Here is a 24,687-nt window from a genome sequence, read left to right as displayed (position 1 = left end):
TCAGATCTCCTGGGCGAAGTTGCCCTCGAGGCGCCGGAAGATGCGGTGCCCGATCCAGACGAACACCACCCCGACGGCGAAGACGATGAGCAGGCGGAGCGCCATGTCGGGCGGCCAGACCTGGGGGGCGATCTCGTTGCCCTCGATGACGCTGACCCGGGAGCCGTCGCCCCAGATCGCGCGCTGGAAGGCGAGGATCGCGTTGGACATGGGATTGAAGAGGTACAGCTGCTCGAGCCAGCCCCGGCCGGCGCCGGTCGTGGCGGTCACCACGAAGTTCCACGCGTAGACGATCGGCGACAGCCAGAAGAAGATCTGCAGGCCGACCTCGACGAGGAACTGCACGTCGCGGAGGTAGACGTTCAGCGCCGACAGTGCGAGCGCGAACGCCAGTCCGTAGACCAGGGTGATCGCGAGCGCCGGGAGGATGTAGAGCAGATCCCGGCCGAAGACCAGCGAGCCGGTGAGCACCGCGCCGACCATCAGCACGACGAACTGGACGGCGAAGTTGAACAGGGCCGAGCCGATCGCGGCGACGGGGAAGATCTCCCGCGGCAGGTAGACCTTCTTGATCAGTCCGCCGTTGCCGAGGATCGACGTCGTGCCGGCGGTGACGATCTCGCTGAAGAGCCCCCAGAGCGTGAGCCCGGAGAAGACGAAGATGGCGAAGTTCGGCACGCCGCGCGAGGCGCCGAGGATCTGGCCGATGGCCACGTAGTAGATCAGCAGCATGATCAGCGGCCGGACGAGGCTCCAGACGAAGCCGAGGCTGCTGTCCTTGTAGCGGGACTTGAGCTCGCGGCCGACCAGGAGCCGCAGGAGCTCGCGGTGCCGGAGGATCTCCAGGAGCGAGGCGACGAAGCCGCCGGATCCGCCGCCGACCGCCGAGGTCGTGCCGGCGAGTTGGAAGGGCTCGTCGGCGATGGAGCGTGCGCGATCGACTGGACTGATGGGCATGGAACTCCAAGGTCTCGGCCTCCGCCGTGCGACGGACCGCATCATTATACGTGCCGACCCGAGCGGCACGGCCGGAGCGCGCGCCGACCGCAGCCGCCGCGCGGGTAGTCTTGTCCCCGCTCGCCGACTGAACGACACGAACGAGGTGTTCGCCATGCCCACGCAGCCATCCGACGTCCCGCTGGAGCCTGTGGCCCAGAGTGCCGGCGATCCGGTCCCCGAACTCGGGGGCTCCGCCGAGGAGGCGCCGATCTCCGCCGACCCGAGCCTCCAGGCGTTCCAGCCGGACGAGGCTCCCTCGAGCGACGACCTCCCCGGCGGCGACGCCGGCGAGCTGCGCCGTCTGCGCACCCAGGTCGACGCCCTGCTGAACGACCCCTTCGACCTGTGGGTCGAGCGGATCCAGGTCGGCGGGGTGACCGCCAGCGGCTTCGAGCACACCCTCTCCTGGCGGGTCACCAAGCCCCTGCGCCTGGTCCGCACCTTCCAGATCCGGGTCCGGCAGCTCGGCCTGCCGGGCGCGATCGGCCACACGGCGCGCTTCGCCAAGCGCCGGCTGTCCGGTCGGGCGCGATGAGCGAGGGCACCGCCGCTGCGCGCGCGGAGCGATCCGAGGCGATGCTGCAGCGCCTCGAGCAGATCGGAGCGCTCCTCTTCGACGAGGACACCCGCCGCTCGCTGCTCGCCCGCGGTCCGGGCCCGTACCTCGACGAGGTGGCCCGGGAGATCCGGCTCCGCGGCGACGACGAGCTGACCTGGGTGGCGCTGGTCTCCTTCACCGCCGCCTACCCCACCAGCGAGCTCTTCCAGTGGTTCCGGCGCGCGATCGCGCTGGCCCCCGAGGAGGCGGCGCTGCGCATCTTCATGGAGGCCGGCTCGCGGACCGCGACCGGCTTCGCCGACCTCGGAGCGAGGGTCGAGGTCGTCACCGGCGCCGTGCTCGTGGACGTCGACTTCCCCGCCCGGCACGGCCACAACACCGGCGTGCAGCGCGTCGTGCGCCAGACCGTCTCGCGCTGGGACGCGACGCACGACATCATCCCGGTCGCCTGGGTGCACGGCTCCCTGTCCTTCCGCCGGCTCAGCCCGATCGAGCGGGAGCGCGTCGTCGACTGGGCCGCGTCGGACCGTCGCGCCTGGCGCCACGGCGACCCCGAGCGCACCGAGTTCGTGGTGCCGTACCGCTGCGTCGTCGTGATCCCCTCCGTCCCCGAGTACAACCAGTGCGGGCCGCTGTCCGCGCTCGCGGAGCACTCCGGGAACGAGGTCGTGATCCTCGGGCACGACGCCATCCCCGTCATCAGCGCCGACACGGTCCCGCCGGAGGAGACGGTGCGCTACGTCAACTTCCTCTCGGTCGTGAAGCACGCCGCGCGGGTGGCGACGGTGAGCTCGGCGGCCGCGCTCGAGTACGGCGGCTTCGTCCGCGCGCTCCCCGCCCAGGGCCTGGTCGGTCCCTCGGTGCAGGCCGTGCCGCTGCCGGTCGAGCTGCCCGACGGGATCCGCGCGGTCGGCGGGACGACGTCGTCGATGCCGCTCGTGCTCTGCGTGGGCAGCCAGGAGCCGCGCAAGAACCACCTCGCCGTGCTGCACGCCGCCGAGGTGCTCTGGCGCGCCGGGCTCCGGTTCCGCCTGCGCTTCATCGGCGGGGCGAACCCGTGGTCGCACCAGGTCTTCGATCCGCGCGTGCGCGAGCTCGTGGCGGCCGGCCGGCCGGTCGAGGTCCTGCGCGGAGTCGGCGACGACGTGCTCGTCGCCAGCTACCGGGAGGCGCGGTTCCTCGCGTTCCCGTCCCTGCACGAGGGCTACGGACTGCCGGTGGCCGAGGCGCTCTCGATCGGCCTGCCCGTCCTCACCTCGAAGTTCGGCAGCACGGCCCAGATCGCCGAGCACGGCGGCTGCGTGCTCATCGACCCCGCGTCCGACGACGAGCTGATCGACGCCATGCGGGCGCTCCTCACGGACGCCGAGCTCCTCGAGCGGCTGCGCCGCGAGGCCGTGGAGCGCCCGGTGCGCACCTGGGACGACTACGCCGCGGAGCTGTGGGATGCCCTCATCGCCCCCTCGGCCTTCCTCGACTCGGAGCCGCTCGACTCGGAGCGGACCGACTCGGAGTCGCTCGAGCCGGAGTCCGCCGGACCCGAGCGCCTCGATCCCGAGCCCACCGAGCCTGAGGAGGCGCGCCGTGCGCAGTAAGCAGTACCTCATCGAGCGTCTCTCGACCCTCGTCCGCACCCTCGCCCCCGCGGTCGAGCCGCTCTCGAGCGTCGACGCGCTCACCGGGCAGCTGAGCGTCCTCCTCCCGGCCCCGAGCGACCGGGAGGTCTGGCTCGTGCTGTCCGTGCTCCGCGGGACGCTGCCGCGTCGCGAGGACGTCGTCGACGGCCGTCGCCGAGCGCGGCTCGGCGGCACGGCGGAGCTGCTGCGCCACGCCGCGTCCACGATCGCCTCGGACCGCGTCTTCGCCCGGTTCCACCACCCCGACGTCGAGGTGGTCGTCGGGGCCGTCGTGATCGACGTCCACCACACCGCGCGGACCGGTCTCGCGACCGGGATCCAGCGCGTCGTCCGGCAGAGCATCGCCCGGTGGTCCCGCGACCACGAGGTCCTGCTCGCCGGGTGGGACAGCACGCACGAGTCGCTCGTCCTGCTCACCCCGGAGCAGAGCCGGAACGCCGTCGCCGGCGACGTCCGCGACGCCCAGGAGGACCGCTCCCGCGTCATCGTCCCGTGGGAGTGCACCTACATCCTCCCCGAGCTCGCGGTCGAGGACGAGCGGACCTCCCGCATCGCGGCGCTGGCCGAGTTCAGCGGCAACCGCACCGGCACCATCGGCTTCGACTGCGTCCCGGTCACCACCGCCGAGACGGCGAGCACCGGCATCAGCGCGGCCTTCTCGCGCACCCTCGTCGCGGTCTCGCACATGGACCGGATCGCGACGATCTCGTCCGCGGCCGCGACCGAGTACTCGGGCTGGCGCCACATGCTGGGCAGCATCGGAGTGGCGGGGCCGGACATCCGGCCGATCCTCCTGCCGTCGCAGCCCGAGGACGTCACCGAGCAGGAGCTGGCCACCGCCGCCCGCTCGCTCGTGACCGAGGGTCTCCCGCTCGTGGTGTGCGTCGGCAGCCACGAGCCGCGGAAGAACCACCTCGCCGTGCTGCACGCGGCCGAGCTGCTCTGGCGGCGCGGTCTGGAGTTCAGCCTCGTCTTCATCGGCGGCAACGCGTGGAACAGCGCCGAGTTCCTCTACCGGCTGGAGGTGCTCGAGGGCTTCGGGCGCCCGGTGCGCTCGCTGTCCTCGATCACCGACGCCCTGCTCTGGAGCGCGTACCGCCTGGCGCACTGCACGGTCTTCCCCTCGATCAACGAGGGCTACGGCCTGCCCATCGTCGAGTCGCTCTCGGTGGGGACGCCGGTGATCACGTCGGGCTTCGGCAGCATGCGCGAGGTCGCGTCCGAGGGCGGCGCCCTCTTCGTCGATCCGCACGACGACCAGGACATCGCCGCCGCGCTCGAGCGGCTCCTGACCGACACGGCGCTGCACGAGCGGCTGACCGCCGAGGCCCTGGCGATCGACGGCGGGACGTGGGACCAGTACGCGGAGCGCGTCTGGGACTACCTCGTCGAGGGCGCCGGGACGACCGAGGGCGCCGCGTCCGACGCAGGCCGGCCGTTCGCCGACGCGGAGTGAGCCGGCCCGGCCCCGAGCGGGGCCGGGCCGCGGTTCAGCTCGCGGCGCGGGCCAGCTCGAGGTCGTTCTCGACCATGCGGGCGACGATCTCCTCGAAGGCGACCGTCGGCGCCCAGCCGAGCTCCGCCCGGGCCTTCGACGCGTCGCCGCGCATCTCGGGGGCGTCGACGGGGCGGGCGAAGCGCGGGTCGATCCGGATCCGGTCCTCCCACTCGTCGATGCCGGCGGCCGCGAAGGCGGCGCCGACGAACTCGCGGACGGAGTGCGCGACGCCGGTCGCGACGACGTAGTCGCCGGCCGCCTCGGCGCGCGAGGCGCGGACGAGCGCGTCGACGTAGTCGGGCGCCCAGCCCCAGTCGCGGCGGGCGTCGAGGTTGCCGAGCGAGAGCTCGGTCGCGGTCCCGGCGGCGATCGCGGCGACGCCGGCCGTGATCTTCCGGGTGACGAAGCTCTCGGGACGGCGCGGCGACTCGTGGTTGTAGAGGATCGCGGAGGACGCGTGCAGGCCGCGGCCGCGGTAGACGCCGACGAGGAGGTGCGCGAACGCCTTCGCGGCGCCGTACGGCGACACGGGGCGGATCGGCGTCGACTCCGTCTGCGGGTTCTCGGTGGCCGCGCCGAAGATCTCCGACGAGGACGCCTGCACGAAGCGGACCTCGCGCCCCGCGGAGTCCTGCAGGGCCAGTGACGCCTCGAGCAGGGCGGCGACCGCGGTGCCGGTGACCTCGGCGGTCAGAACCGGCTCCTGCCAGGACTGCGCCACCGAGGAGATCCCGGCGAGGTGGAAGACCGTGTCGGGCCGCGCCTGGGCGACCACGCGGCCGAGACCGGCGGGGTCGCGGAGATCACCCTGGAAGGGGCGGACGGACGCGGGCAGGGAGGCGTCCTCGTCGCGCACGAGCGCGGAGACCTCCCAGCCGTCGGCGAGCAGACGCTCGACGAGGTAGCCCCCGTCCTGTCCGCTCGCCCCGGTGACGAACGCTGCGGGCACGGCGGCTACTTGATCAGCGCGGACTGCTCGGCGAGGTCGTTCTCGACCATCATCGAGACCAGCTCGGGGAAGGAGACCTTCGGCTGCCAGTCGAGCACGTCGCGCGCCTTCGCCGGGTCGCCGATGAGCAGGTCGACCTCGGCCGGGCGCATGAACGCGGGGTTCTGCGTGACGTAAGGGGTCCAGTCCTCGATGCCGACGTGGTTGAAGGCGATGTCGAGGTACTCGCGGATCTCGTGGGTCTCGCCGGTGGCGACCACGTAGTCGTCGCCCTCGGGCTGCTGCAGCATCCGCCACATCGCGTCGACGTAGTCGCCGGCGAAGCCCCAGTCGCGCTTGGCGTCGAGGTTGCCGAGCTCCAGCGTCTCCTGGAGGCCGAGCTTGATGCGGGCCACCGCGAGGCTGATCTTGCGGGTGACGAACTCCGGGCCGCGGCGGGGCGACTCGTGGTTGAAGAGGATGCCCGACGAGGCGTGCATGCCGTAGGACTCGCGGTAGTTGATGGTCATGTAGTGGCCGAAGACCTTGGCGACGCCGTAGGGCGAGCGCGGCCAGAGGAGGGTCTCCTCGCTCTGGGGGACCTGCTGGACCTTGCCGAACATCTCGGACGAGGACGCCTGGTAGAACTTCACGCGCGACATGTCGTCGCCGGCGTAGAGGCGCACGGCCTCGAGGATGTTGAGCACGCCCTTGCCGGTCACGTCGGTCGTGAGCGACGCGTTCTCCCACGAGTAGGCGACGAACGAGATCGCGCCGAGGTTGTAGACCTCGTCGGGCTGCGAGGCGGCGAGCACGCGCACGAGGCTCGACACGTCGGTGAGGTCACCGGTGAGCAGCGTCACCTCAGGGACGGTGCGGCGGACGAGCTCGTACTTGGGGTTGTTCTGCCCTCGGACGAGCCCGAAGACCTCGTAGCCCTTCTCGAGCAGCAGCTCGGCGAGGTAGAGGCCGTCCTGGCCGGTGATTCCGGTGATCAAAGCGCGGGGCACGTGGTGGTCCGTTTCGTCGGGGTCGGTGACAGCGGGCTACATACTACCCACCGGCCTCCGCCGCGCCGCGGAGCACCCGCCGGGGGCGCTCCGCGGCGCCGAGGGCGGGCGCGGGTAGTCTGACCCGGCCCTCACCACGAGGGAGCCTCGATCCGATCGGACGCCATGCCGGAACGCCTCCCCGTCACGCTCGCCGTGCTCACCGTCGACCCCGGCGGGATGGGCGGCGGCGAGACCTACGCCCGCGCGCTCACCCGCCTCCTCGTGACGCGGCCGGGGGAGGAGGGGCTGCGCGTGCAGGCGCTCGTCCCCGAGAACGCCCGCGGCTTCAGCGAGGGCGTGCCCGAGATCGTCGCCGAGGGCGTCGTCAGCGGGGCCGGCCACCGGCGCCGGGCGATGGGCATGCTGCAGGCGCTGCTGCGCACCGTCCGGCTCCGGCACCTGCTCGGGCCGGACGAGATCCTCTACTTCCCCTTCACCGTCCCGCTGCCCTGGCCGTCGCGGCGGCAGGGGCACGTGCAGATGCTCTTCGACCTCCAGCACCGGGACCTCCCGCAGCTCTTCCCGCGCGTCGAGCGGGTCTTCCGGCGGATCGCCTACGAGGCCACTGCGCGCCGGGCCGACGCGATCATCACCATCAGCGCGTTCACCAAGGGGCGGATCGTCGAGCTGCTCGGCATCCCGGAGGAGCGGATCCACGTCTCCCACCTCGGCGTGGACACCGAGCGCTTCCGCCCGCACCTGGGCGCGCGCGAGGACTTCGTCTTCTACCCGGCGCGCGCCTGGCCGCACAAGAACCACGCGCGGCTGTTCGAGGCGATGCGCCTGCTCCGCGCCGAGGGCCACGATCTGCGGCTCGTCCTGACCGGTGGCGACCTGGAGAAGCTCGGCCCGCTGCCCGACTTCGTCGAGTGGCGCGGGCACGTGGGCACCGAGGAGCTGGCGGAGCTCTACCGGCGCGCCGCCGTCCTCGCCTTCCCGAGCCTCTACGAGGGCTTCGGCTTCCCGCCGATCGAGGCGATGGCCTCCGGCTGCCCGGTCGCGGCCGCCGACTCCGGCTCGCTGCCCGAGATCTGCGGCGACGCCGCGGTGCTCGTCGATCCGCTCGAGCCGCGCTCGATCGCGGACGGGATCCTCGAGGCGATCGAGCGCTCCGCCGAGCTCGGCGCGAAGGGCGTCGAGCGCGCGGCCCGGTTCAGCTGGGAGCGCTGCCGGGAGGAGCACCTGGCGGTGCTAGGGGCTGTCGCGGCAGCCCGCCGGGCCGGTCGCCGGGGTGCAGGAGCCGCCGCCAGCTGAGCCCCTGCGCGGCGCGCATCGCGCAGATCACCAGCAGCAGCCAGCCGGCGTCGACCAGGAGCGAGCTCTCCGCGAGCGAGGTGACGACGAGGACGCTGAGCACCAGCACCGGCCAGACGTGCACGACCGCCTTGCGCTCGGAGGCGATGAGCCACGAGCGCCAGAGGGCGAGGCCGACCAGCACGAGGAAGAGCGCGACCCCGACGACGCCCACCTGCAGCGCCAGGTCGAACACCGCGTTCAGGCTGGAGGAGTGCGGCCGGCCGGAGAGGAAGTCGATCGCGTTGAACGGGTAGAGGTCGGTGCGCCAGTAGCCCACCCAGCCCCAGCCGATGATCGGCGCCAGGTCGGTGAAGCGCCAGACCTGCTGCCAGAGCGTGACCCGGAACTCGAACTCGCTGCCCGCGTTGAGCAGGTCGACGATCCGGGAGCGGAAGAGCCCGGCGGTGAGCGCGGACGCCACGAGCACCGCGAGCGTCGTGTACTGCCGCCGTCGGCGCTGCTCGCCGGTGGCGCGGCGCACCCAGCGCAGGATCAGGGCGACGACCGCGGCGACGACGAGCACTCCGGCGCTGACCGCCGAGCGGGTGAGCACCAGCGTGACCGCGGCGAGAGCGAGGGAGGCGAGGGCCGGGCCGCGCGCCACGGACCGGGTCATCAGCTCGACCGAGAAGGTGACGACCGCCAGCAGGCAGACCAGCCCGAGCTGGTTGCGGGTGCCGACCAGGCCCTGGATCGGGCCGCCGGCGGCCAGGAGGCCCTCGACGCCGAGGAAGCGCAGCGGCCGGTCGATCAGGGCGCCGGAGAGCACCTCGACGGCCAGCGAGCCGATCAGCACGAACCGCATCACGTCGCCGACCGCTCGGATCACCTGGATGATGTCGCGGGTGAGGCCGATCGCGATCGCGAGGAAGGCGAGGGCGAGCTGGTAGAGCACGCTCGAGGCGGTGGCCCACTGGTAGCCGCTCCACAGCGTGCTGAGGGCGATCCAGCCGAGGAAGACCAGGATGCTGGTCGGCAGCAGCCCCTCCCAGTCGAGCAGCTCGCGCCGCAGCACGAGCATGACGGCCGCGAGGGCGGTGAGCGTCGCGATCGCCGCGATGTAGCCGGGCCAGCCGATCATCCCGCGCACGGCCGGCGCGCAGAGCACGACGACGAGGGAGGTCTGCGCGAGGGCCGCCGCGAACTGCGGGGACGCCAGGGCGTCCGCGAGGGCGGCCGGCAGCGCCGACGGCCGTCCGCCCCTCATCGGACGGCGCGCTGGCCGGCGAGGGGGATCGGCTCGGCGGTGAGCGCGTCCTCCTCCTCGTTCGCGGGCTGCTTGGTCAGGACCGCCAGGGCGGCCAGCAGGAGCCAGCCGCTCTCGATCAGGAGCCGGCTCTCGAACAGCGCCTGCGCGAGGAGGGCGGCGAGCAGCAGCAGCGGCGCGAGCGACACGGCAGAGTAGGGCAGCGCCGTCGTCGCGCTGCGGCGCGGCCGGTCGACGGCGCGGAACCAGGCGCGCCAGAGGGTGGAGACGACGAGGGCGGTGAAGAGCACGAGCCCGACGAGGCCGAGCTGGAACCAGACGTCGAGCCAGGCGTCGTGCGCCTGCAGGTAGAGGACGCCCTTGCGCTCGGCGAGGGTGTCGAACGGGGCGGCCCAGGGCGCCCAGTAGCTGACCCAGCCCCAGCCGAGGACGGGCCGCTCGGCGGCGAGCGCCCAGACCGAGCGCCAGATGTCGAGCCGGCCGGTCGCGTCCTCGCTCTTGCCGAGCAGGCCGAGCAGGGCGCCCCAGCCGGCGATCGCGCCGCCCGCGAGCACGACGGCGGTCGCCGCGGCCGTGACGTAGACGGGCCGCCGCTCCGACTCGCCGCGGCGCCGCGCCCAGAGCGCGAAGCCCGCGGCCGCCGCGACGGCGACGACGCAGAGCAGCACGGTGGCGGAGCGGGTGAGCAGGAGCGTCGCGGCGAACAGGACGATCCAGACGACGCCCCAGCGGGGACGGAGGCTGCGCGCGGCCAGCTCGATCAGCACGACGATCAGGCCGAGCAGCGCGAGGAAGCCGAGCAGGTTGCGGTTGCCGACGAGGCCCTGAATCGGCTCGCCGGTGAACAGGGCGGCCTGCGACCAGTAGAAGGCGTCCGGGATGCGGCCGGCGGGGAGGTCGATGACGAACGGCAGCACGGGCGCGCGGACGACGACCGCCACGACGAGCTCGAACAGGAGCGAGGCGCCGACGGTGATCCGCAGCGCGCGGCCGAGGGCGGTGACGAACTGCGCCGTGCTGAGCGTCAGGGCGAGGGCGACCGCGCCGAGCGAGGTGGCGAGCTGCGCGACGACGCCGATCGCGCTCGCCCCGGGGTACGCGGACCAGAGCAGCGAGAGCACGGCGAGGGCGAGGAAGGCGACGAGCGCCTTGGGCGTCCGGCTCCAGCGCAGCCGCGGCCGCACCCGGACCAGCAGCACGACGACGCCGACCAGCAGCGCCGCGACGACGACGCCCCAGCCCCACCAGCCCGCGAGGTTCCGCAGCGCCTGGCCGCCCAGCATCACCGTGAGCACGGCCACCGCGAGCGCTCGGGGAGCGGCGGGCGCGGCGCGTCGGATCATGGCGAACAGTCTAGGGAGCGGGCGGCCGGCGAGCGGGCGGGCTGCGCCTCAAACGAACGCCGCGCTGCCCGTGATCGCGCGTCCGACGATCAGGGTGTTCATCTCCCGGGTGCCCTCGTAGGAGTACAGGGCCTCCGCGTCGGCGAAGAACCGGGCGACGCCGTAGTCGAGGACGATGCCGTTGCCGCCCATCACCTCGCGGCACCAGGCGACCGTCTCGCGCATCCGCGCCGTCGTGTACGCCTTCGCGAGCGCGGAGTGCTCGTCGCGCTGCTCGCCCGCGTCGAGCATCTCGGAGACCCGGGTGGCCAGGGCGATGCTCGCGGTGATGTTGCCGATGCTCTTCACCAGCAGGTCCTGCACCAGCTGGTGCCCGACCAGCGGCTTGCCGAACTGGACGCGCTCGCGGGCGTAGCGCAGGGCGGCGTCGTAGGCGCCGATCGCGACGCCGATCGCCTGCCAGGCGACCTCGGCGCGGGTCAGGCGGAGGACCTTCGCCGTGTCGCGGAACGAGTTCGCGCCCTGCAGGCGCAGCGACTCCGGCACGCGGACGCCCTCGAGCACGATGTCGGCGTTCTGCACGGTGCGCAGGCTCTGCTTGCGGGCGATGGCCGTGGCGCGATAGCCCGGGGTGCTCGTGGGGACGAGGAAGCCCTTCACCTGGCCGTCGGCGACGTCCTTCGCCCAGATCACGGTGATGTCGCTGAAGGTCGCGTTCCCGATCCAGCGCTTCTCGCCGTCGAGGATCCAGGTGTCGCCTTCGCGGCGGGCCGTGGTGCGCAGGCCCTGCGCGGAGTCGGAGCCGGAGTGCGGCTCGGTGAGGCCGAAGGCGCCGATCACCTCGCCCGAGGCGAGCTTCGGCAGCCACTCGGCCCGCTGCTCCTCGGAGCCGGCGACGCCGACGGTCCCCATCACCAAGCCGTTCTGCACGCCGACGTAGGTGGCGATGCTCGCGTCGACCCGGCCGAACTCGAGGGCGACCCAGCCGCGGAACACCGACGAGTTCTCGATCGTCCGCGTCTCGGGCCAGGAGAGGCCGATCACGCCGGTGGCGTGGATCCCGGGGATGAGCTGCCGCGGGAACTCGGCGCGCTCCCAGTACTCGTCGGCGATCGGGCGGACCTGCTCCTCGAGGAACGCGCGGACGCCCACGAGGAGCTCCTTCTCGGCGGGGGTGAGCCGCGACTCGAAGCCGTAGAAGTCGGCGGTGAGCAGTTCGAAGGTCGTGCTGTCCATGGTTCATCGCTCCATCGCTCGGGCGCGCAGCGACTCGGCCCGCAGGAGCGGCGGCGGTGCGGCTTCCTCCAGCGTACGAAGGGGGCGGACGGCCGGCGCGGACGCTGGCGATCGGCGCCAAGCGGCGGCCGGTCCTCCGGGGCCGCTCTTGTAGATCCTGCTAGCGTCGGGCCCGGGCCGCCCCGGCAGGGTCCGGACGGCGCAGCCCCGCATCCCGCCTCGCAGCCCGCCCCGGAACGGAAGGCCTCCGCCGTGTTCATCCCGATCGGCAACACCCCCCGCGACTACGCCTGGGGCTCGCTCACCGGCATCTCGGACGCCCTCGGCACCGCGCCGTCCGGCCGACCCGAGGCGGAGCTCTGGCTCGGCGCGCACCCGGGCTCGCCGGCCCGCATCCTCGACCCCGCCTCCGTCGGCGCGTCGACCCTCGCCGAGTGGATCGCCCGCGAGCCGGAGACGGCGCTCGCCGGAGTCGCCGGCTCGGTCGACCCCGTGTCCGGTGCGCCGCGGCTGCCGTTCCTGCTGAAGATCCTCGCGGCGGGAGCGCCGTTGTCGCTGCAGGCGCACCCGTCGTCGGAGACGGCGCAGCGCCGCTTCGTCGAGGAGGACGAGGCCGGCGTCCCGCGCGACGCGGCCGAGCGCAACTACAAGGACCCGTTCCACAAGCCCGAGCTGATCTACGCGCTCACCGAGAGCTTCGACGCGCTCTGCGGCTTCCGCGAGCTCGACGGCACCCGGGCGCTGCTCGCGGAGCTGGCCGGCCGTGCCGCGGGGGAGGGGGCGGCGGCGATCGCGCGCTTCGCCGGCGAGCTCGAGGGCGAGCCGTCGGTCGTCCTGCGGCGGGCCGTCTCCTGGCTGCTCGCCGACGGCGACCGCGCGGAGGTCGCGGCCCTGATCGCCGCGGTGGTGGAAGCGTCGGAGGGCGACGACCGTCTCGAGACCGAGACGGTGCGCGCTCTCGCCGAGGCCTACCCGGGCGACCCGGGCGTCGTGCTCTCGCTGCTGCTCAACCGCGTGCGGCTCGCCCGCGGCGAGGTGCTCTACCTGCCCGCCGGCAACATCCACGCCTACCTCGCGGGGACGGGGGTCGAGCTGATGGCCGCCTCCGACAACGTCCTGCGCGGCGGGCTGACGCCCAAGCACATCGACGTGCCCGAGCTGGTCAGCGTGCTCGAGTTCTCACCGCTGCCGGTGCCGTATCTGCCGGCCGAGGAGCCCGCGCCCGGGCTGCGCGTCTACCGGCCGGACGTGCCGGACTTCCTGCTCGCCGTCGTCGAGCCGGCCTCGGACGAGCCGGTGCGCGTCGAGCTCGACGGTCCGGCCATCGCGATCGCCACGGCCGGCTCCTTCACCGTCCACGGCGCCGAGGGCTCGGTCGAGGTCGAGCGCGGCGGCAGCGTCTACGTGACGCCGTCGGAGCACGCCCTCTCGGTCACCGGCCGCGGCACCCTCTTCGTCGCCACGGTCTGACGGCCTGCCTGCCGTTCGAGCAGCCCGCGGGGCGCACCATGCTGGTCGAGTAGCGCGCAGCGCGTATCGAGACCCACCTCCGTCAGCCCGCCGTTCTTGCAGCGGTGGATCTCGATACGCCCGCTGCGCGGGCTACTCGATCAGCATGATTCCGCTCGGCGCGCGGAGCACACGCGCAGCACGGTGTACTCCGAGCAGGGAGACGTCGGCGATCGCGCCGGTCAGGAGGCGGCCGCGGCCGCCGTCGCGAAGGTGCGGCGGTAGGCGGCGGGCGTCGTCTGCAGCACGCGGGCGAAGTGGTGGCGGAGGACGGCGGCGGTGCCGAAGCCGACGCGGGCGGCGATCGCCTCGAGGGTGAGGTCGGACTCCTCCAGCAGCTGCTGGGCGCGGAGGAGCCGCTGGCGGTTCAGCCAGGCCAGCGGCGTGGTGCCCAGGTCGGCGCGGAAGCGGCGGGCGAAGGTGCGCGGCGACATCAGCGCTCGCCGCGCGAGGACGTCGACGCTGAGCTCCTCGTCGAGGTGGCGCAGCATCCACTCGGTGACGTCGGCGAGCGAGTCCGCGCGCGCCTCCGGGATCGGCGTCGGGATGAACTGCGCCTGGCCGCCGTCGCGCTGCGGCGGCACCACCATGCGGCGCGCGACGACGTTCGCGGCCGCGGCGCCGAGCTCCTCGCGGACGATGTGCAGGCACGCGTCGATCCCGGCCGCCGTCCCGGCGCCCGTGACGATCCGCCCCTCCTGCACGAACAGGACGTCCGGGTCGACCTCGACCGCCGGGTGGCGCCGGGCGAGCTCGTCGGCGTGCATCCAGTGCGTCGTCGCCCGCCGCCCGTCGAGCAGTCCCGCCTCGGCCAGCACGAAGGCGCCGCTGCAGACGCTCACGATCCACGCCCCGCGCTCGTGGGCGCGGCGCAGCAGGGCGAGCACGCGCTCGTCGGCGGGGCCGAGCGGATGCGCCGGCACCGCGATCAGGTCGGCGTCCTCGGCCGCCTCGAGGCCGTCGGCGATCATCAGCTCGAAGCCGAGCGAGGTGCGCACCGGCCCCGGATCCGCGGTCGCGATCCGGAAGTCGAACACCGGGCCGCCGTGGTCGCGACGGTCGACCCCGAACACCTCGCAGACCACGCCGAACTCGAACGGGGCGACCCCGGGCAGGGCGAGGACGGCGACGGAGCGGAGCACGACGGCAGGATATCGCGACACCGCGAGATCCCGCCACCTGCGCCGCGCCGCCCCGCCGCTAGGGTTGCGTCGGTGCGCGCGCGGCGCCCGTCATCGAGGAGGATCCACATGGCATGGCTGGTCACCGGGGGAGCCGGGTACATCGGAGCGCACGTGGTGCGCGCGTTCGCCGAGCAGGGCATCGACCCCGTCGTCCTCGACGATCTGTCGTCCGGCCACGAGGGCTTCGTCCCCGAGGGCGTGCCGTTCCACCGCGGCTCGATCCTCGACGAGGCGCTGCTGGACGAGGTCTTCGCGCAGCACGACATCGAGGGCGTCGTGCACGTCGCCGGCTTCAAGTACGCGGGAGTCTCGGTGCAGCGCCCGCTGCACACCTACGAGCAGAACGTCACCGGCACGATGCGCGTGCTCGCCGCGATGGAGCGCGCCGGCGTCCGCTCGATCGTCTTCTCCTCCAGCGCCGCGGTGTACGGCGCGGTCGACGTCGAGCTCGTCACCGAGAGCACCCCGAAGAGCCCCGAGTCGCCCTACGGCGAGTCGAAGCTGATCGGCGAGTGGCTGCTCGCCGACGCCGGCCGCGCGCACGGGGTGCGCCACGCGTCGCTCCGCTACTTCAACGTCGTCGGCTCCGGCTACCCGGACGTCTACGACACCAGCCCGCACAACCTCTTCCCGCTGGTGTTCGAGGCGCTCCTGGCCGGCCGGACGCCGCGCATCAACGGCGACGACTACCCCACTCCGGACGGCACCTGCGTCCGCGACTACATCCACGTCGCCGATCTCGCGCTCGCGCACGTCGCGGCGGCCCGCCGCCTGGCCGCCGGCGAGCCGATCGAGCCCGTCTACAACCTGGGCAGCGGAACCGGCGCCTCGGTCGGCGAGATCATGACCGCGATCGCCGACAGCACCGGCATCGCCTTCACCCCGGAGGTCGCGCCGCGCCGCCCGGGCGACCCGCCCCGCATCGTCGCGTCGGGGGAGACCGCCGCCCGCGACCTCGGCTGGGAGATGCGCCACACCGTCGCCGAGATGGTGGAGAGCGCCTGGCGCGCCCGGAGCGCCGCGGGGTCCTGACGCCGGCCGGGAGCTTCGACACGGTCGCGACACGCCGGTGTGTCGTGAACCCTCCACGGCGGGTTGAGGGTTTATGGTCCGCGACTTGACCTCAGCGAATGACACCGGTGTAATTACTGAGGCGGCCCACCCTCCGGGAGGAGCCGGTCGCCGATCATGTTCGCGGGCGGGGTAGGAGACGGTATGGCGATTCCCGACAGCGTCTCTGGCAGCGACAGAGGCTTCGGAACCGACAGAGGCTTCGGAGACGACGCAGGCCCCGGCAGCGACCGGGCCTCCGGCATGAGCGCGGTCCCCGAGGACTGGTTCGTCGATCCCGTCCGCCTCGGCGTCCCCGGCGTCCGCCAGGGCATCGACTCGGGCAGCGAGGCGCCCGGCGGCGCCCTCTCCTGGCAGGTCGACTCGCTCTGCGCGCAGACCGACCCGGAGGCGTTCTTCCCCGAGAAGGGCGGATCCACGCGCGACGCGAAGAAGATCTGCACCTCGTGCGAGGTCCGGGCGCAGTGCCTCGAGTACGCGCTCGAGAACGACGAGCGCTTCGGCATCTGGGGCGGCCTCTCCGAGCGCGAGCGCCGCAAGCTGCGCCGTCGGGCGTGACGACCGCCGCTCACCGGGGGCGGCGAGCCGCCGCGGGGCGCCGCGCGCCCATCGCTTAGGGTGGTCCGCGATGTATCCCCGAGTAACCGCCGTCCTGGTCGCCCACAACGGCGCGGCCTACCTGGAACGCACCCTCGCGGCGCTGCGGGCCCAGACCCGGCAGCCCGATGCGACCGTGTTCGTCGACGGCGGCTCGAAGGACGCGACCGGGGAGCTCCTCTCCGGCTGGGGTCCGACGCAGTTCGTCCAGGTCGCCGAGAACCTCCCGTTCGGCCAGGCCGTCGCCCGCGCCGTGCGCGTCATGCAGGCGCCGACGGGGGAGGACGAGTGGCTGTGGCTGCTCGCCGCCGACTCCGCCCCTGAGCCGGGTGCGCTCGCCGCGCTCCTCGGCGCGGTCGAGGTCGCGCCCTCCGTCGCGGTCGCCGGGCCGAAGGTCATGGACTGGACCCGCTCCGGCTACATCCGCAGCTACGGCGAGTCGATCACCAACTACGGCACCACCGTCCACCTCGTCGAGGACGAGCTCGACCAGGGCCAGCACGACGCCACGCCCGACGTGCTCGCCGTCGCCGCCGGCGGCATGCTGGTGCGGCACGCGCTCTGGGAGGAGCTGGGCGGCTTCGACCCCGGGCTGCCCGTGGTCGACGACGCCCTCGACTTCTCGATCCGCACCCGCCTCGCCGGCCACCGGGTCAGCCGCGTCCCCGACGCCCGGGTCACCACTGCGCGTATCGGCCTCCAGCGCCCCGACGGCCGCCGGATCGACAGCGGGGAGCGCCGCCGCGCCCGCCAGCACCGCACCGCGCAGCTGCACCGCCGCCTCGCCTACGCCCCGGTGGCGCTGCTCGTCCTGCACTGGCTCTCGCTCGTGCCGCTCGCCGTCGGCCGCGCGGCCGTCCGGCTCCTGCGCAAGCAGCCCGGCCTCGTCGGCGGCGAGCTGCTCGCGGCCTTCGTCGTCGCCTTCGGCGGCACCAAGGTCTTCCACGCCAGGCGCGTGCTCCGCTCGTCGAAGAACGTCGGCTGGAAGGCCATCGCGCCGCTGCGCATCCCGCTCGACGTGGTCCGCCAGCTCCGCTCGGTCCGGCACGACGCCGTCCGGGTGCAGGCCAGCCGCGAGCGCCACCCGCTGCACTTCTTCCAGGGCGGCGGCGTCTGGATCGTCCTGGTCGCCGCGATCGCCGGGCTGATCGTCTACGCGCGCCTGCTCGCGGCCACCGCCATGGGCGGCGGTGGTCTGCTCACCCTCTCGCCGTCGGTCGGCGAGCTGTGGCGGAACGCCGCGTACGGCTGGCGCGACCTCGGCTCCGGCTTCATCGGCGCCGCGGACCCGTTCGCCGCCGTGCTCGCCGTGCTCGGCTCGCTCACCTTCTGGGCGCCGAGCTTCTCGATCGTCCTCCTCTACCTCACGGCTCTGCCGCTCGCGACGATGGGCGCGTGGATGATGATCGCCCGCCTCACCGCGCGGCCGATCGCCCGCGGCGCCGGCGCCTTCGTCTACCTGCTCGCGCCGGCCTTCTTCGCCGCGCAGTCCGAGGGCCGCCCGGCCGCGATCCTGGTGCACGTCCTGCTGCCCTGGCTCTTCTTCGCCGGATTCGGCGCCTACCGCTCGTGGTCGTCCTCGGCGACCGCCTCGATCCTGGCCGCCGCCGTCGTCGCCTGCGCGCCGGTGCTCGCGATCCCGCTCGCCGTGATCTGGATCGTCGTGCTCGCCACGTCCGGTCGCCGGATCGGCCGCTTCGCCGGACTGCCGATCCCGGCTCTCGCGCTGCTCTTCCCGATCATCGTCGCGCACGCCCAGCGGGGCGAGTGGTTCGCGATCCTCGCCGACCCGGGCGTGCCGCTGCCGACCGGCGTGGTCGACTTCTTCTCGCTCGTCGCCGGCTTCCCCTCGGGCTTCACGACCGGCTGGCTGGAGCTCCTGGGCGGTCTGGGCGTCTCCGCTTCCGCGGCCGGTCTCGCGACCGCGGTGCTCGTGCTGCCGCTGGTCATCTCGGCGCTCGCGGCGCTGCTGCTGCCGAACAACCTCTCCGCCCTCGGCGGAGTGGGCGTGGCCGCCGCCGGTCTGCTGACCGCCGCGCTCGCCCAGGACGTCCAGGTGGTGACCACCGGGTCCGAGGCGGTCGCCGTCTGGAGCGGCACGGGCCTCAGCCTGTACTGGCTCGGCCTGGTCGTCGGCTTCTCGCTCTCGGTCGCCGCGCTGCCGTCCTACCGGGTCGTCCCGGCTCTGGTCGTCACGGCCGCCGCGGTCGTGGCGGTCGCTCCGCTGGCGGTGCTGTTCCCGATGGGCGGCGGGACCGTGACGACCGCCGGCTCCGATCGCTCGCTGCCGGCGTACGTCGCGGCGGAGGCGCAGAACGAGCCGCGGGTGGGCACGATCGTGCTCGTCCCGCAGTCGGACGGCGGGATCCTCGCGCGGCTCGAGCGCGGCGCGGGCGCGACCCTCGATCAGCAGTCGACCCTCGCCGCCACCGGCACCGAGCAGACCGACGCGATCGACGAGCTCGCGGGCAACCTCGTCTCGCGCACCGGCTACGAGGTCGGAACGGCGCTGCAGGACCTCGGCGTCCGCTTCGTCGTGCTCGCCCCGCCGGCCAGCGCCGACGCCGGCGACGCGGCCTCGGCCGTCAGTGCCCGCGCCGCGGTCTCGCTGGACGGGAACGCCGCGTTCTCCGCCGTCGGCGACACCCAGTACGGCCTGCTCTGGACCGCCGTCGACACCGAGGGCACCCGCATCGACGCGGCGCCGCAGGGCGTCGTCGGCCCGTTCGGCGTGGCCTACACGATCGCGCTGCTCATCGTCTTCCTGGTCGCGTTCCTGCTGGCCGTCCCCACCGGCCTCTCGCTCGAGCGCTCCCGCTCGGGAGCCGCGGTCGCGGGGATCGACGACGAGCCGGGCGAGGCCACCGGCCAGTTCGACGACGGGACCGACGATGCCTGATCCGTCCGTGCCCGATCCGTCCGTCCCCGATCGCTCCGTGCCCGATCCCGCGGTGCCCGCTCGCCCCGAGGCCGAGTCGCCCGCGCCCGGCCGCCCCGTGCCTGATCCCGCCGACCAGGAGAAGCGCATGACGCCGACCCCGCCCCGCCCCTCGCGTGCCGAGCGGCGTGCCGAGCGCTCCGCCGCGAAGCCCGGCCGGGACGCCCCCGCAGCCGCTCCGAAGCGCGACCGGGCCGTCTCGGCCGCTCGCCGCCGCAGGACCGCGCTCCGCACCGCCGCCGGCGTCGCGGGGCTCGCCCTCGCGGGCGCCGCGGTCGTCCTGCCCCAGATCCTCCCCGGGCCGCTCGCCAGCCGGGCCGCCGACGGCGTCGTGGTCACCCCCGTGGCGGCCGACGGAGCGCTCGTCTGCGCGGGCGACCTGATCGACGCGAGCGACCCCGAGGAGCTCAGCGCCCTCGGCGAGTCGGGCAGCTCGCTCTGGCCGCAGGACGCGACGGGCGACGCCTCGGCGCTCGAGGAGGCCGACGTGGCCTCCCCGGGCACCGGGATCACCCGGGTCGACGTCCCCGCCGAGTCCGATCCGACGCCCGGCGGCGTGACGACCCAGTCCATCGCGACGGAGGAGCTGTTCGGCCTCTCGGCACTCGGCTGCGCCGAGCCGTCCGCCGACAGCTGGCTCGTCGCCGGATCGACCGACGTCGGCCGGACCTCCACCCTCGTCCTCGCGAACGCCAGCGAGGTGGCGGCGACGGTCGACCTCGCCCTCTACGGCGAGAACGGCGTCGTCCCGGCGACCGGGGCGACCGGCATCGTCGTCCCCGCCGGCACCGTCCGAGCCCTCCCGCTGGCCGGGCTCGCCCCCGACGTGCTCCAGCCGGTCGTCCGGATGACCGCGCGCGGCGGCGAGATCGCGGCGAGCATCCAGAGCAGCGTCATCTCCGGCCTGACCCCGCAGGGTGTCGAGACGACCGGCCCCACGGCCGCGCCGTCCACGCTCGCCGTCATCTCCGGCTTCACCGTCGCGTCGCCCCCGGCCGACACGGCGGGCGACGACGGCACCGGAGGCGACGGCACCCCCGTCCTGCGCATCCTCGCCCCCGGCGAGGCGGACAGCACGGTCTCGATCGAGGTCGCGAACGAGGACCCGAGCGGCATCGGCACCTCGACCCAGGTCGTCGTCCCGGCCGGTCGCGTCGGCGAGGTCCCCCTCTCCGGCCTCGCGGACGGCTCCTACCGCGTCACGCTCACCTCCGATCAGCCCGTCGTCGTTGCCGGCCGCACGACGTCGACCGGCACCGCCGGCACCGACTTCGCCTGGTTCGTGTCGGGGACGGCGACCGACGTGCCCTTCGGCGTCGGCAACACCCGCGAGACCGGAGCCCTCCTGCACCTCGCGAACGGCAGCGACTCCTCGGCGTCGGTGCAGCTCGAGTCAGAGACCGGGACCCGCACCCTCGACATCGGCCCCTTCGCCTCGGTGTCCGCCGAGCTCGGCGTCGACCCCGTGGTCGTCACCAGCGACCAGCCGGTGCAGGCGTCCGTCTCGATCGCGAACGAGGGGCGCATCGCGGGCTACGCGATCGTGCCGCCCGGACCGCTGTCCTCCCCGGTCACCGTCTACTCGCACTGAGCGGCCGGCGGCGTCCCGGAGGCGCCGCCCGGCTCAGTGGGGCCGGACGCTCAGTGGTGCCGGAACCGGTCCGGCGAGATGTCCCACGGATCGCGGCCGAGCAGCTCGGCGACCGCGCGGAAGACGTAGCTCTCGATCATCATCCGCTGGTGCCACTCGTCGCGGCGGTGCAGCTTCGCCAGCCGCTCGATCGGGACGCGGTACAGCGTGATCCGTCGCGCGGCGTGGTCGACCCGCCAGCGGGCGATGCCCGTGCCCTCGAGCCGGGCCGGATCGACGTCGGGCGTGGAGGCGAGCTCCACCCGGATCCCCGCGAGCTCGTCCGGCCAGGCGTCGCGGAGGTAGTCGAAGGCGGAGCCGATGGTGGTCTCGAAGAAGTCGGCGCGGGTCTGCAGCGGCGGCAGGTGCGGGCCGGTCACGGCGCCGCGGATGCCCCGGCCGTGCCGGTCGCGCGAGCCGCCGCGCACCGAGCTCGACTGACGAGCGGTGGAACGGCGTGCGCGGGGCATTGGACCAGCTTATTGCCCCGGAGCCTCTTGCTACTGTGGCGCGATGGACCGACGGCAGTGCTCGCGCACCGGGTGCAGCCTCCCCGCGGTCGTGACGCTCACCTACGACTACCGGGACTCGCTCGTGGCGGTCGGGCCGCTCAGCCCGGAGCCCGATCCGCACGGCTACGACCTGTGCGCCGAGCACGACCGGCGGCTGCTGGTGCCCCGGGGCTGGGAGACCGTGCGCTACCTCGAGCCGCCGTCGGCCTGAGCGTCCTGCGGAGCCGGAGCGCCCGATGCAGCCGGAGCGCCCCGCGGAGCCCGAGGCGCCTCGCGCACCGGGAAGCCGCGCGGCGCGTCCGCGAGCACCGGCGCGAGCCGGCTCATCCGCCGGTCGACGAGCTCCAGCGCCCGCTCCTCGCGGCGGCGGCGCAGCGCGGCGACCGCGAGCAGGAAGTCCTCGGCGGGCGCAGCCGGCAGCGGCGAGACGAACGCGGCGGCCTCCTGCGCCAGCGAGCGGGCGAGCTGCGAGCGCGAGGGCTCGGTCATCCCGGTGCGCTGGCGGAGGAACTGCGCGAGCCGGCGCGCCAGGGCGTCGGGCAGCCGCGCCACGTCGGCGGTCGCCGCCCAGCCGGTGAGCGGGGCCGGGACCTCGACGACGAGCGGAGGCGCGGCGGGAACCCGCTCGAGCTGGCTGTGCGTGCCGGCGAGCACGTCGCCGAGCCGGCGCGAGCGGCGCGAGAGCAGGCCCACCACGGCGGCCAGCCCGCCTGCCGTCATCACGATCTCGAGCACGCCGGTGAGACCCCGGACGAGGGCGTGGCGGAAGCCGATCGCGCCGCCGTCGTCGCGGACGACCCGGGCGCCGACGGCGAGCTTGCCGAGCGAGCGCCCCCGTGTCGCGGTCTCGACGGCGACGGGCAGGAGCACGATCGAGACGACGAGCGCGGCGATCGCGACGGCGGCCGTGGCGGCGGGGTCGAGTCCGCCCTCCCCCGCCAGGACGAAGACCAGGTAGAAGAGACCGAGGGCGAGCAGGAACTCCGCGACGAGGTCGATGATCGCGCCGGCGGCCCGCAGGACGAACGAGGTGACGGGGATCTCGAGGGCGATCGCCTCGCCGGTGACCAGGCCCGCCGTGTCGAAGCCGGCGCTGTCGAAGCGGGCGTCGTCGCGGTCGTCGGACATGCAGCAGCTCCCTCGATCGTCGGCCCCGGCTATCATCTCAGCAGATGGACATCGATGCTCTCTCGGCCGCGCGCGGCGGCCAGTGGACCCGCCTGGACGAGCTCGCGCGCAAGCGCCGGCTGACCGGCGGCGAGGCCGACGAGCTCGTGGAGCGCTACCAGTCCGCCTCCGCCGATCTCGCGGCGATCTCCTCGACCGCGGGGTCGACCGCCGCGGGCACGCGCCTGGCCGTCTCGCTCTCGCGGGCGCGGGGCCGCCTGACCGGGACGCGCGAGGATCCGCTCGCCGCGGTCGCCCGCTTCGCCGTCGTCTCGTTCCCCGCCGCGCTGTACCGGATCCGCTGGCTGACCCTGGCTGTCGCGCTGGCGACCGTGCTGGTCGCCGGTCTCTTCGCGGTCTGGATCCTCGGCGACCCGCGCCTGCTCGCCGCGCTCGGCGACGACGAGCAGCTGCGCCGCTTCGCGCAGGAGGACTTCGTCGACTACTACTCCGAGAACCCGGCCGCGTCCTTCGCCGGCCAGGTGTGGACCAACAACGCCTGGATCGCGGCGCAGTGCGTCGCCTTCGGCATCGTCGGCGTCTACGTGCCGTACATCCTGCTGCAGAACGCGCAGAACCTCGGCACCTCGGTCGCCGTGATGTTCCACGTCGGCGAGGGCGACACCTTCTTCCTCTACATCCTCCCGCACGGCCTGCTCGAGCTGACGGCGGTCTTCGTCGCCGCGGCGGCCGGGCTGCGGATCTTCTGGGCCTGGATCGCGCCCGGGCCGCGCACCCGGGGGCAGGCGCTCGCGGAGGACGCGCGGAGCCTGTTCACGGTCGCGATCGGGCTGGTCTTCGTGCTGCTCGTCTCGGGCGTGATCGAGGGCTTCGTGACGCCTGCGCCGTGGCCGTGGTGGCTGAAGATCGGCATCGGCGCGCTCGCGCTCGGCGGCTTCATCGCCTACTTCCTGGTGCTCGGCGGGCGGGCCGTGCGGGCGGGGGAGACGGGCGACCTCGGCCGCTTCGACGCCGGCTCGCGGAGCATCAGCGAGGGCTGAGCGCGAGGTCCGGGCTCAGAGCCGGCCGGTGGCCTTCAGCGCGAGGTAGCGGTCGGCGAGGGCGGGCGGCAGCTTCTCCGGAGAGGCGAGCACCACGTCGCCGCCGAGCCGCCGCACCGCGGCCGCCAGCCTGTCCGCGTCGGCGAGCGAGCGCTCCGCCGCCGCGGCCGCGTAGACCGCGCCGCGGTCGCCGCGGTCGGCGGCCATCCGGGCCAGCTCGGGGTCGATCGCGCAGGCGACGACCACGGTGTGCCGCCTCGTGAGCTGCGGGAGCACCGCGAGCAGCCCCTCCGCCGCGCCGACGGAGTCGAGCGCCGTGAGCAGGACGACGAGCGAGCGCTGCGAGACCAGGGTGCGCACCTGGCCCGGCACGGCCGACCAGTCGGTCTCGATCAGCTGCGGCTGCACGGGGGCGAGCGCGTCGACCACGCGGCTCAGCACCTCCGTGCCGGTCGCGCCGTGCACGCGGGCGCGCCGGGCGCGGTCGAAGGCGAGGACGTCGATGCGGTCGCCGGCCGAGGCGGCCAGTGCCGACAGCAGCAGCGACGCCTCGATCGCCGTGTCCAGGCGCGGCTCGTCGTCGATCCGGGCGGCCGAGGTGCGGCCGGTGTCGAGCACGAGCACCACCCGCCGGTCCCGCTCGGGCCGCCAGGTGCGGACGACGGGCTCGCGGCGCCGGGCGGTGGCCCGCCAGTCGAGCGAGCGGACGTCGTCGCCGCGGACGTACTCGCGCAGGCTGTCGAACTCGGTGCCCTGACCGCGGATCATCACGCTGGTGCGCCCCTCCAGCTCGCGGAGGCGGGCGAGGCGCGAGGGGAGGTGGCGGCGGGAGCGGAACGGCGGCAGCACCCGGACGACCGCGGGCGCGGCGAGGGTCGCCTGCCGGCCGGCCAGCCCGAGCACGCCGTTCGAGCGGATCGTCGCGTGCAGCGCCCGGCGCTCTCCGCGGCGGCGCGGCTCGAGGACCGTGCGGACCGCGCGGCGCTCACCGGGCGGCAGGCGCAGCGGCGAGCGGGTCGCGAGAGCCCCGGCGGAAGGCTCCCAGGCGTCGCGGACGACGCCGGTGATGCGGCGCCGTCCCGTGTTCGTGATCAGCAGCGTCGCCTCCGCGCGCTCGCCGAGGCGGACCCGGTCGGGGGTCCGCCGCTCGAGCACGACCGCGCGCGCGGAGCCGGCCACCGCGAGGTCGACGCCCACCAGGATCAGCCAGACCAGCAGCCAGAGCCCGAGCACGGCGAAGGCGACCTCGGCCCGGCGTCCGAGCAGGACGACCGGCACGAGGCCGACGAGGAGGACGAGGACGGAGCGTCCGGTGAGGTGCAC

The 24,687-nt window shown here is 74.1% G+C and carries 21 protein-coding genes; 11 read left to right on the top strand and 10 right to left on the bottom strand.

From position 1 onward, the window contains the following. Positions 1-957: an ABC transporter permease gene (locus EDF36_RS19905; RefSeq protein ID WP_123734348.1), complete on the bottom strand. Its 957-nt coding sequence runs from the start codon at positions 955-957 to the stop codon at positions 1-3. Positions 958-1,111: 154 nt separating this feature from the next. Here EDF36_RS19905 and EDF36_RS19900 point away from each other — a divergent pair, with 154 nt between their 5' ends. From EDF36_RS19900 to EDF36_RS19890, 3 genes are read left to right on the top strand one after another with little or no spacing between them, the layout of a single operon-like run. Further along, positions 1,112-1,534 (top strand): hypothetical protein, encoded by a 423-nt coding sequence (locus EDF36_RS19900; RefSeq protein ID WP_148060109.1) that lies wholly within the window; start codon positions 1,112-1,114, stop codon positions 1,532-1,534. Then, positions 1,531-3,153, top strand: a complete 1,623-nt coding sequence (locus tag EDF36_RS19895) for a glycosyltransferase family 1 protein (protein ID WP_123734346.1) — start codon at positions 1,531-1,533, stop codon at positions 3,151-3,153. The genes EDF36_RS19900 and EDF36_RS19895 overlap by 4 nt, the downstream gene beginning before the upstream one ends. Beyond that, positions 3,143-4,651: a glycosyltransferase family 1 protein gene (locus tag EDF36_RS19890; RefSeq protein ID WP_185020578.1), complete on the top strand. Its 1,509-nt coding sequence runs from the start codon at positions 3,143-3,145 to the stop codon at positions 4,649-4,651. Before EDF36_RS19895 ends, EDF36_RS19890 begins: the two co-directional genes overlap by 11 nt. Positions 4,652-4,685: 34 nt before the next feature. On the opposite strand, the gene EDF36_RS19885 is transcribed toward EDF36_RS19890, so the two are convergent. Further along, on the bottom strand, positions 4,686-5,642 hold the full coding sequence (locus EDF36_RS19885; RefSeq protein WP_123734344.1) for a GDP-mannose 4,6-dehydratase: 957 nt from the start codon (positions 5,640-5,642) through the stop codon (positions 4,686-4,688). Between the two features lie 5 nt (positions 5,643-5,647). Continuing rightward, on the bottom strand, positions 5,648-6,631 hold the full coding sequence (locus EDF36_RS19880) for a GDP-mannose 4,6-dehydratase (protein ID WP_123444375.1): 984 nt from the start codon (positions 6,629-6,631) through the stop codon (positions 5,648-5,650). Positions 6,632-6,796: 165 nt separating this feature from the next. On the opposite strand from EDF36_RS19880, the gene EDF36_RS19875 reads away from it, so the two are divergent. Beyond that, positions 6,797-7,927 carry a glycosyltransferase family 1 protein gene (locus EDF36_RS19875; RefSeq protein ID WP_123734343.1) on the top strand — a complete coding sequence of 377 codons (1,131 nt, stop codon included), beginning with the start codon at positions 6,797-6,799 and terminating at the stop codon, positions 7,925-7,927. Here the strand turns inward: EDF36_RS19875 and EDF36_RS19870 are convergent. From EDF36_RS19870 to EDF36_RS19860, 3 genes are read right to left on the bottom strand one after another with little or no spacing between them, the layout of a single operon-like run. Continuing rightward, positions 7,827-9,176 carry an O-antigen ligase gene (locus tag EDF36_RS19870; protein WP_123734342.1) on the bottom strand — a complete coding sequence of 450 codons (1,350 nt, stop codon included), beginning with the start codon at positions 9,174-9,176 and terminating at the stop codon, positions 7,827-7,829. The two genes, EDF36_RS19875 and EDF36_RS19870, sit on opposite strands and share 101 nt — an antisense overlap. Beyond that, positions 9,173-10,519 carry an O-antigen ligase gene (locus EDF36_RS19865; protein WP_123734341.1) on the bottom strand — a complete coding sequence of 449 codons (1,347 nt, stop codon included), beginning with the start codon at positions 10,517-10,519 and terminating at the stop codon, positions 9,173-9,175. The genes EDF36_RS19870 and EDF36_RS19865 overlap by 4 nt, the downstream gene beginning before the upstream one ends. A 48-nt stretch (positions 10,520-10,567) precedes the next feature. Beyond that, positions 10,568-11,755 carry an acyl-CoA dehydrogenase family protein gene (locus EDF36_RS19860; protein WP_123734340.1) on the bottom strand — a complete coding sequence of 396 codons (1,188 nt, stop codon included), beginning with the start codon at positions 11,753-11,755 and terminating at the stop codon, positions 10,568-10,570. 252 nt (positions 11,756-12,007) lie between these two features. On the opposite strand from EDF36_RS19860, the gene manA reads away from it, so the two are divergent. Further along, positions 12,008-13,225, top strand: a complete 1,218-nt coding sequence (manA, locus tag EDF36_RS19855; RefSeq protein WP_123734339.1) for a mannose-6-phosphate isomerase, class I — start codon at positions 12,008-12,010, stop codon at positions 13,223-13,225. Between the two features lie 221 nt (positions 13,226-13,446). On the opposite strand, the gene EDF36_RS19850 is transcribed toward manA, so the two are convergent. Then, positions 13,447-14,406, bottom strand: a complete 960-nt coding sequence (locus tag EDF36_RS19850; RefSeq protein ID WP_123734338.1) for a GlxA family transcriptional regulator — start codon at positions 14,404-14,406, stop codon at positions 13,447-13,449. Between the two features lie 108 nt (positions 14,407-14,514). On the opposite strand from EDF36_RS19850, the gene galE reads away from it, so the two are divergent. The 4 genes from galE to EDF36_RS19830 all read left to right on the top strand — a co-directional run bounded on the left by galE (position 14,515) and on the right by EDF36_RS19830 (position 20,645). Further along, positions 14,515-15,480 carry a UDP-glucose 4-epimerase GalE gene (gene galE, locus EDF36_RS19845; RefSeq protein WP_123444382.1) on the top strand — a complete coding sequence of 322 codons (966 nt, stop codon included), beginning with the start codon at positions 14,515-14,517 and terminating at the stop codon, positions 15,478-15,480. A 282-nt stretch (positions 15,481-15,762) separates the two neighbouring features. Beyond that, positions 15,763-16,077, top strand: coding sequence for a WhiB family transcriptional regulator (locus EDF36_RS19840; RefSeq protein WP_123444423.1), 315 nt, complete (start codon positions 15,763-15,765; stop codon positions 16,075-16,077). Positions 16,078-16,147: 70 nt separating this feature from the next. After that, positions 16,148-19,015, top strand: a complete 2,868-nt coding sequence (locus tag EDF36_RS19835; RefSeq protein ID WP_123734337.1) for a glycosyltransferase family 2 protein — start codon at positions 16,148-16,150, stop codon at positions 19,013-19,015. 127 nt (positions 19,016-19,142) lie between these two features. Next, positions 19,143-20,645 (top strand): DUF5719 family protein, encoded by a 1,503-nt coding sequence (locus EDF36_RS19830; protein WP_148060108.1) that lies wholly within the window; start codon positions 19,143-19,145, stop codon positions 20,643-20,645. Positions 20,646-20,695: 50 nt separating this feature from the next. On the opposite strand, the gene EDF36_RS19825 is transcribed toward EDF36_RS19830, so the two are convergent. Continuing rightward, complete coding sequence (locus EDF36_RS19825; protein ID WP_123734335.1) at positions 20,696-21,154, bottom strand: metallopeptidase family protein; 459 nt, start codon at positions 21,152-21,154, stop codon at positions 20,696-20,698. A 43-nt stretch (positions 21,155-21,197) separates the two neighbouring features. Between EDF36_RS19825 and EDF36_RS19820 the strand changes: the two genes are divergently transcribed. Continuing rightward, complete coding sequence (locus tag EDF36_RS19820; protein WP_123734334.1) at positions 21,198-21,407, top strand: DUF3499 family protein; 210 nt, start codon at positions 21,198-21,200, stop codon at positions 21,405-21,407. Here the strand turns inward: EDF36_RS19820 and EDF36_RS19815 are convergent. Next, complete coding sequence (locus tag EDF36_RS19815) at positions 21,383-22,324, bottom strand: RDD family protein (RefSeq protein ID WP_123734333.1); 942 nt, start codon at positions 22,322-22,324, stop codon at positions 21,383-21,385. The genes EDF36_RS19820 and EDF36_RS19815 overlap by 25 nt on opposite strands. Positions 22,325-22,368: 44 nt before the next feature. Here EDF36_RS19815 and EDF36_RS19810 point away from each other — a divergent pair, with 44 nt between their 5' ends. Further along, positions 22,369-23,364, top strand: a complete 996-nt coding sequence (locus tag EDF36_RS19810) for a stage II sporulation protein M (protein ID WP_123734332.1) — start codon at positions 22,369-22,371, stop codon at positions 23,362-23,364. Between the two features lie 15 nt (positions 23,365-23,379). On the opposite strand, the gene EDF36_RS19805 is transcribed toward EDF36_RS19810, so the two are convergent. Next, entirely contained in the window at positions 23,380-24,687 is a 1,308-nt protein-coding gene (locus EDF36_RS19805) for a DUF58 domain-containing protein (RefSeq protein ID WP_123734331.1), read from the bottom strand.

This window comes from Rathayibacter sp. PhB152, assembly GCF_003751395.1.
Classification (GTDB): Bacteria; Actinomycetota; Actinomycetes; order Actinomycetales; family Microbacteriaceae; genus Rathayibacter; species Rathayibacter festucae.
Note: the sequence above shows the minus strand (reverse complement) of the source record. Positions and strands in the feature narration are given on the sequence as shown.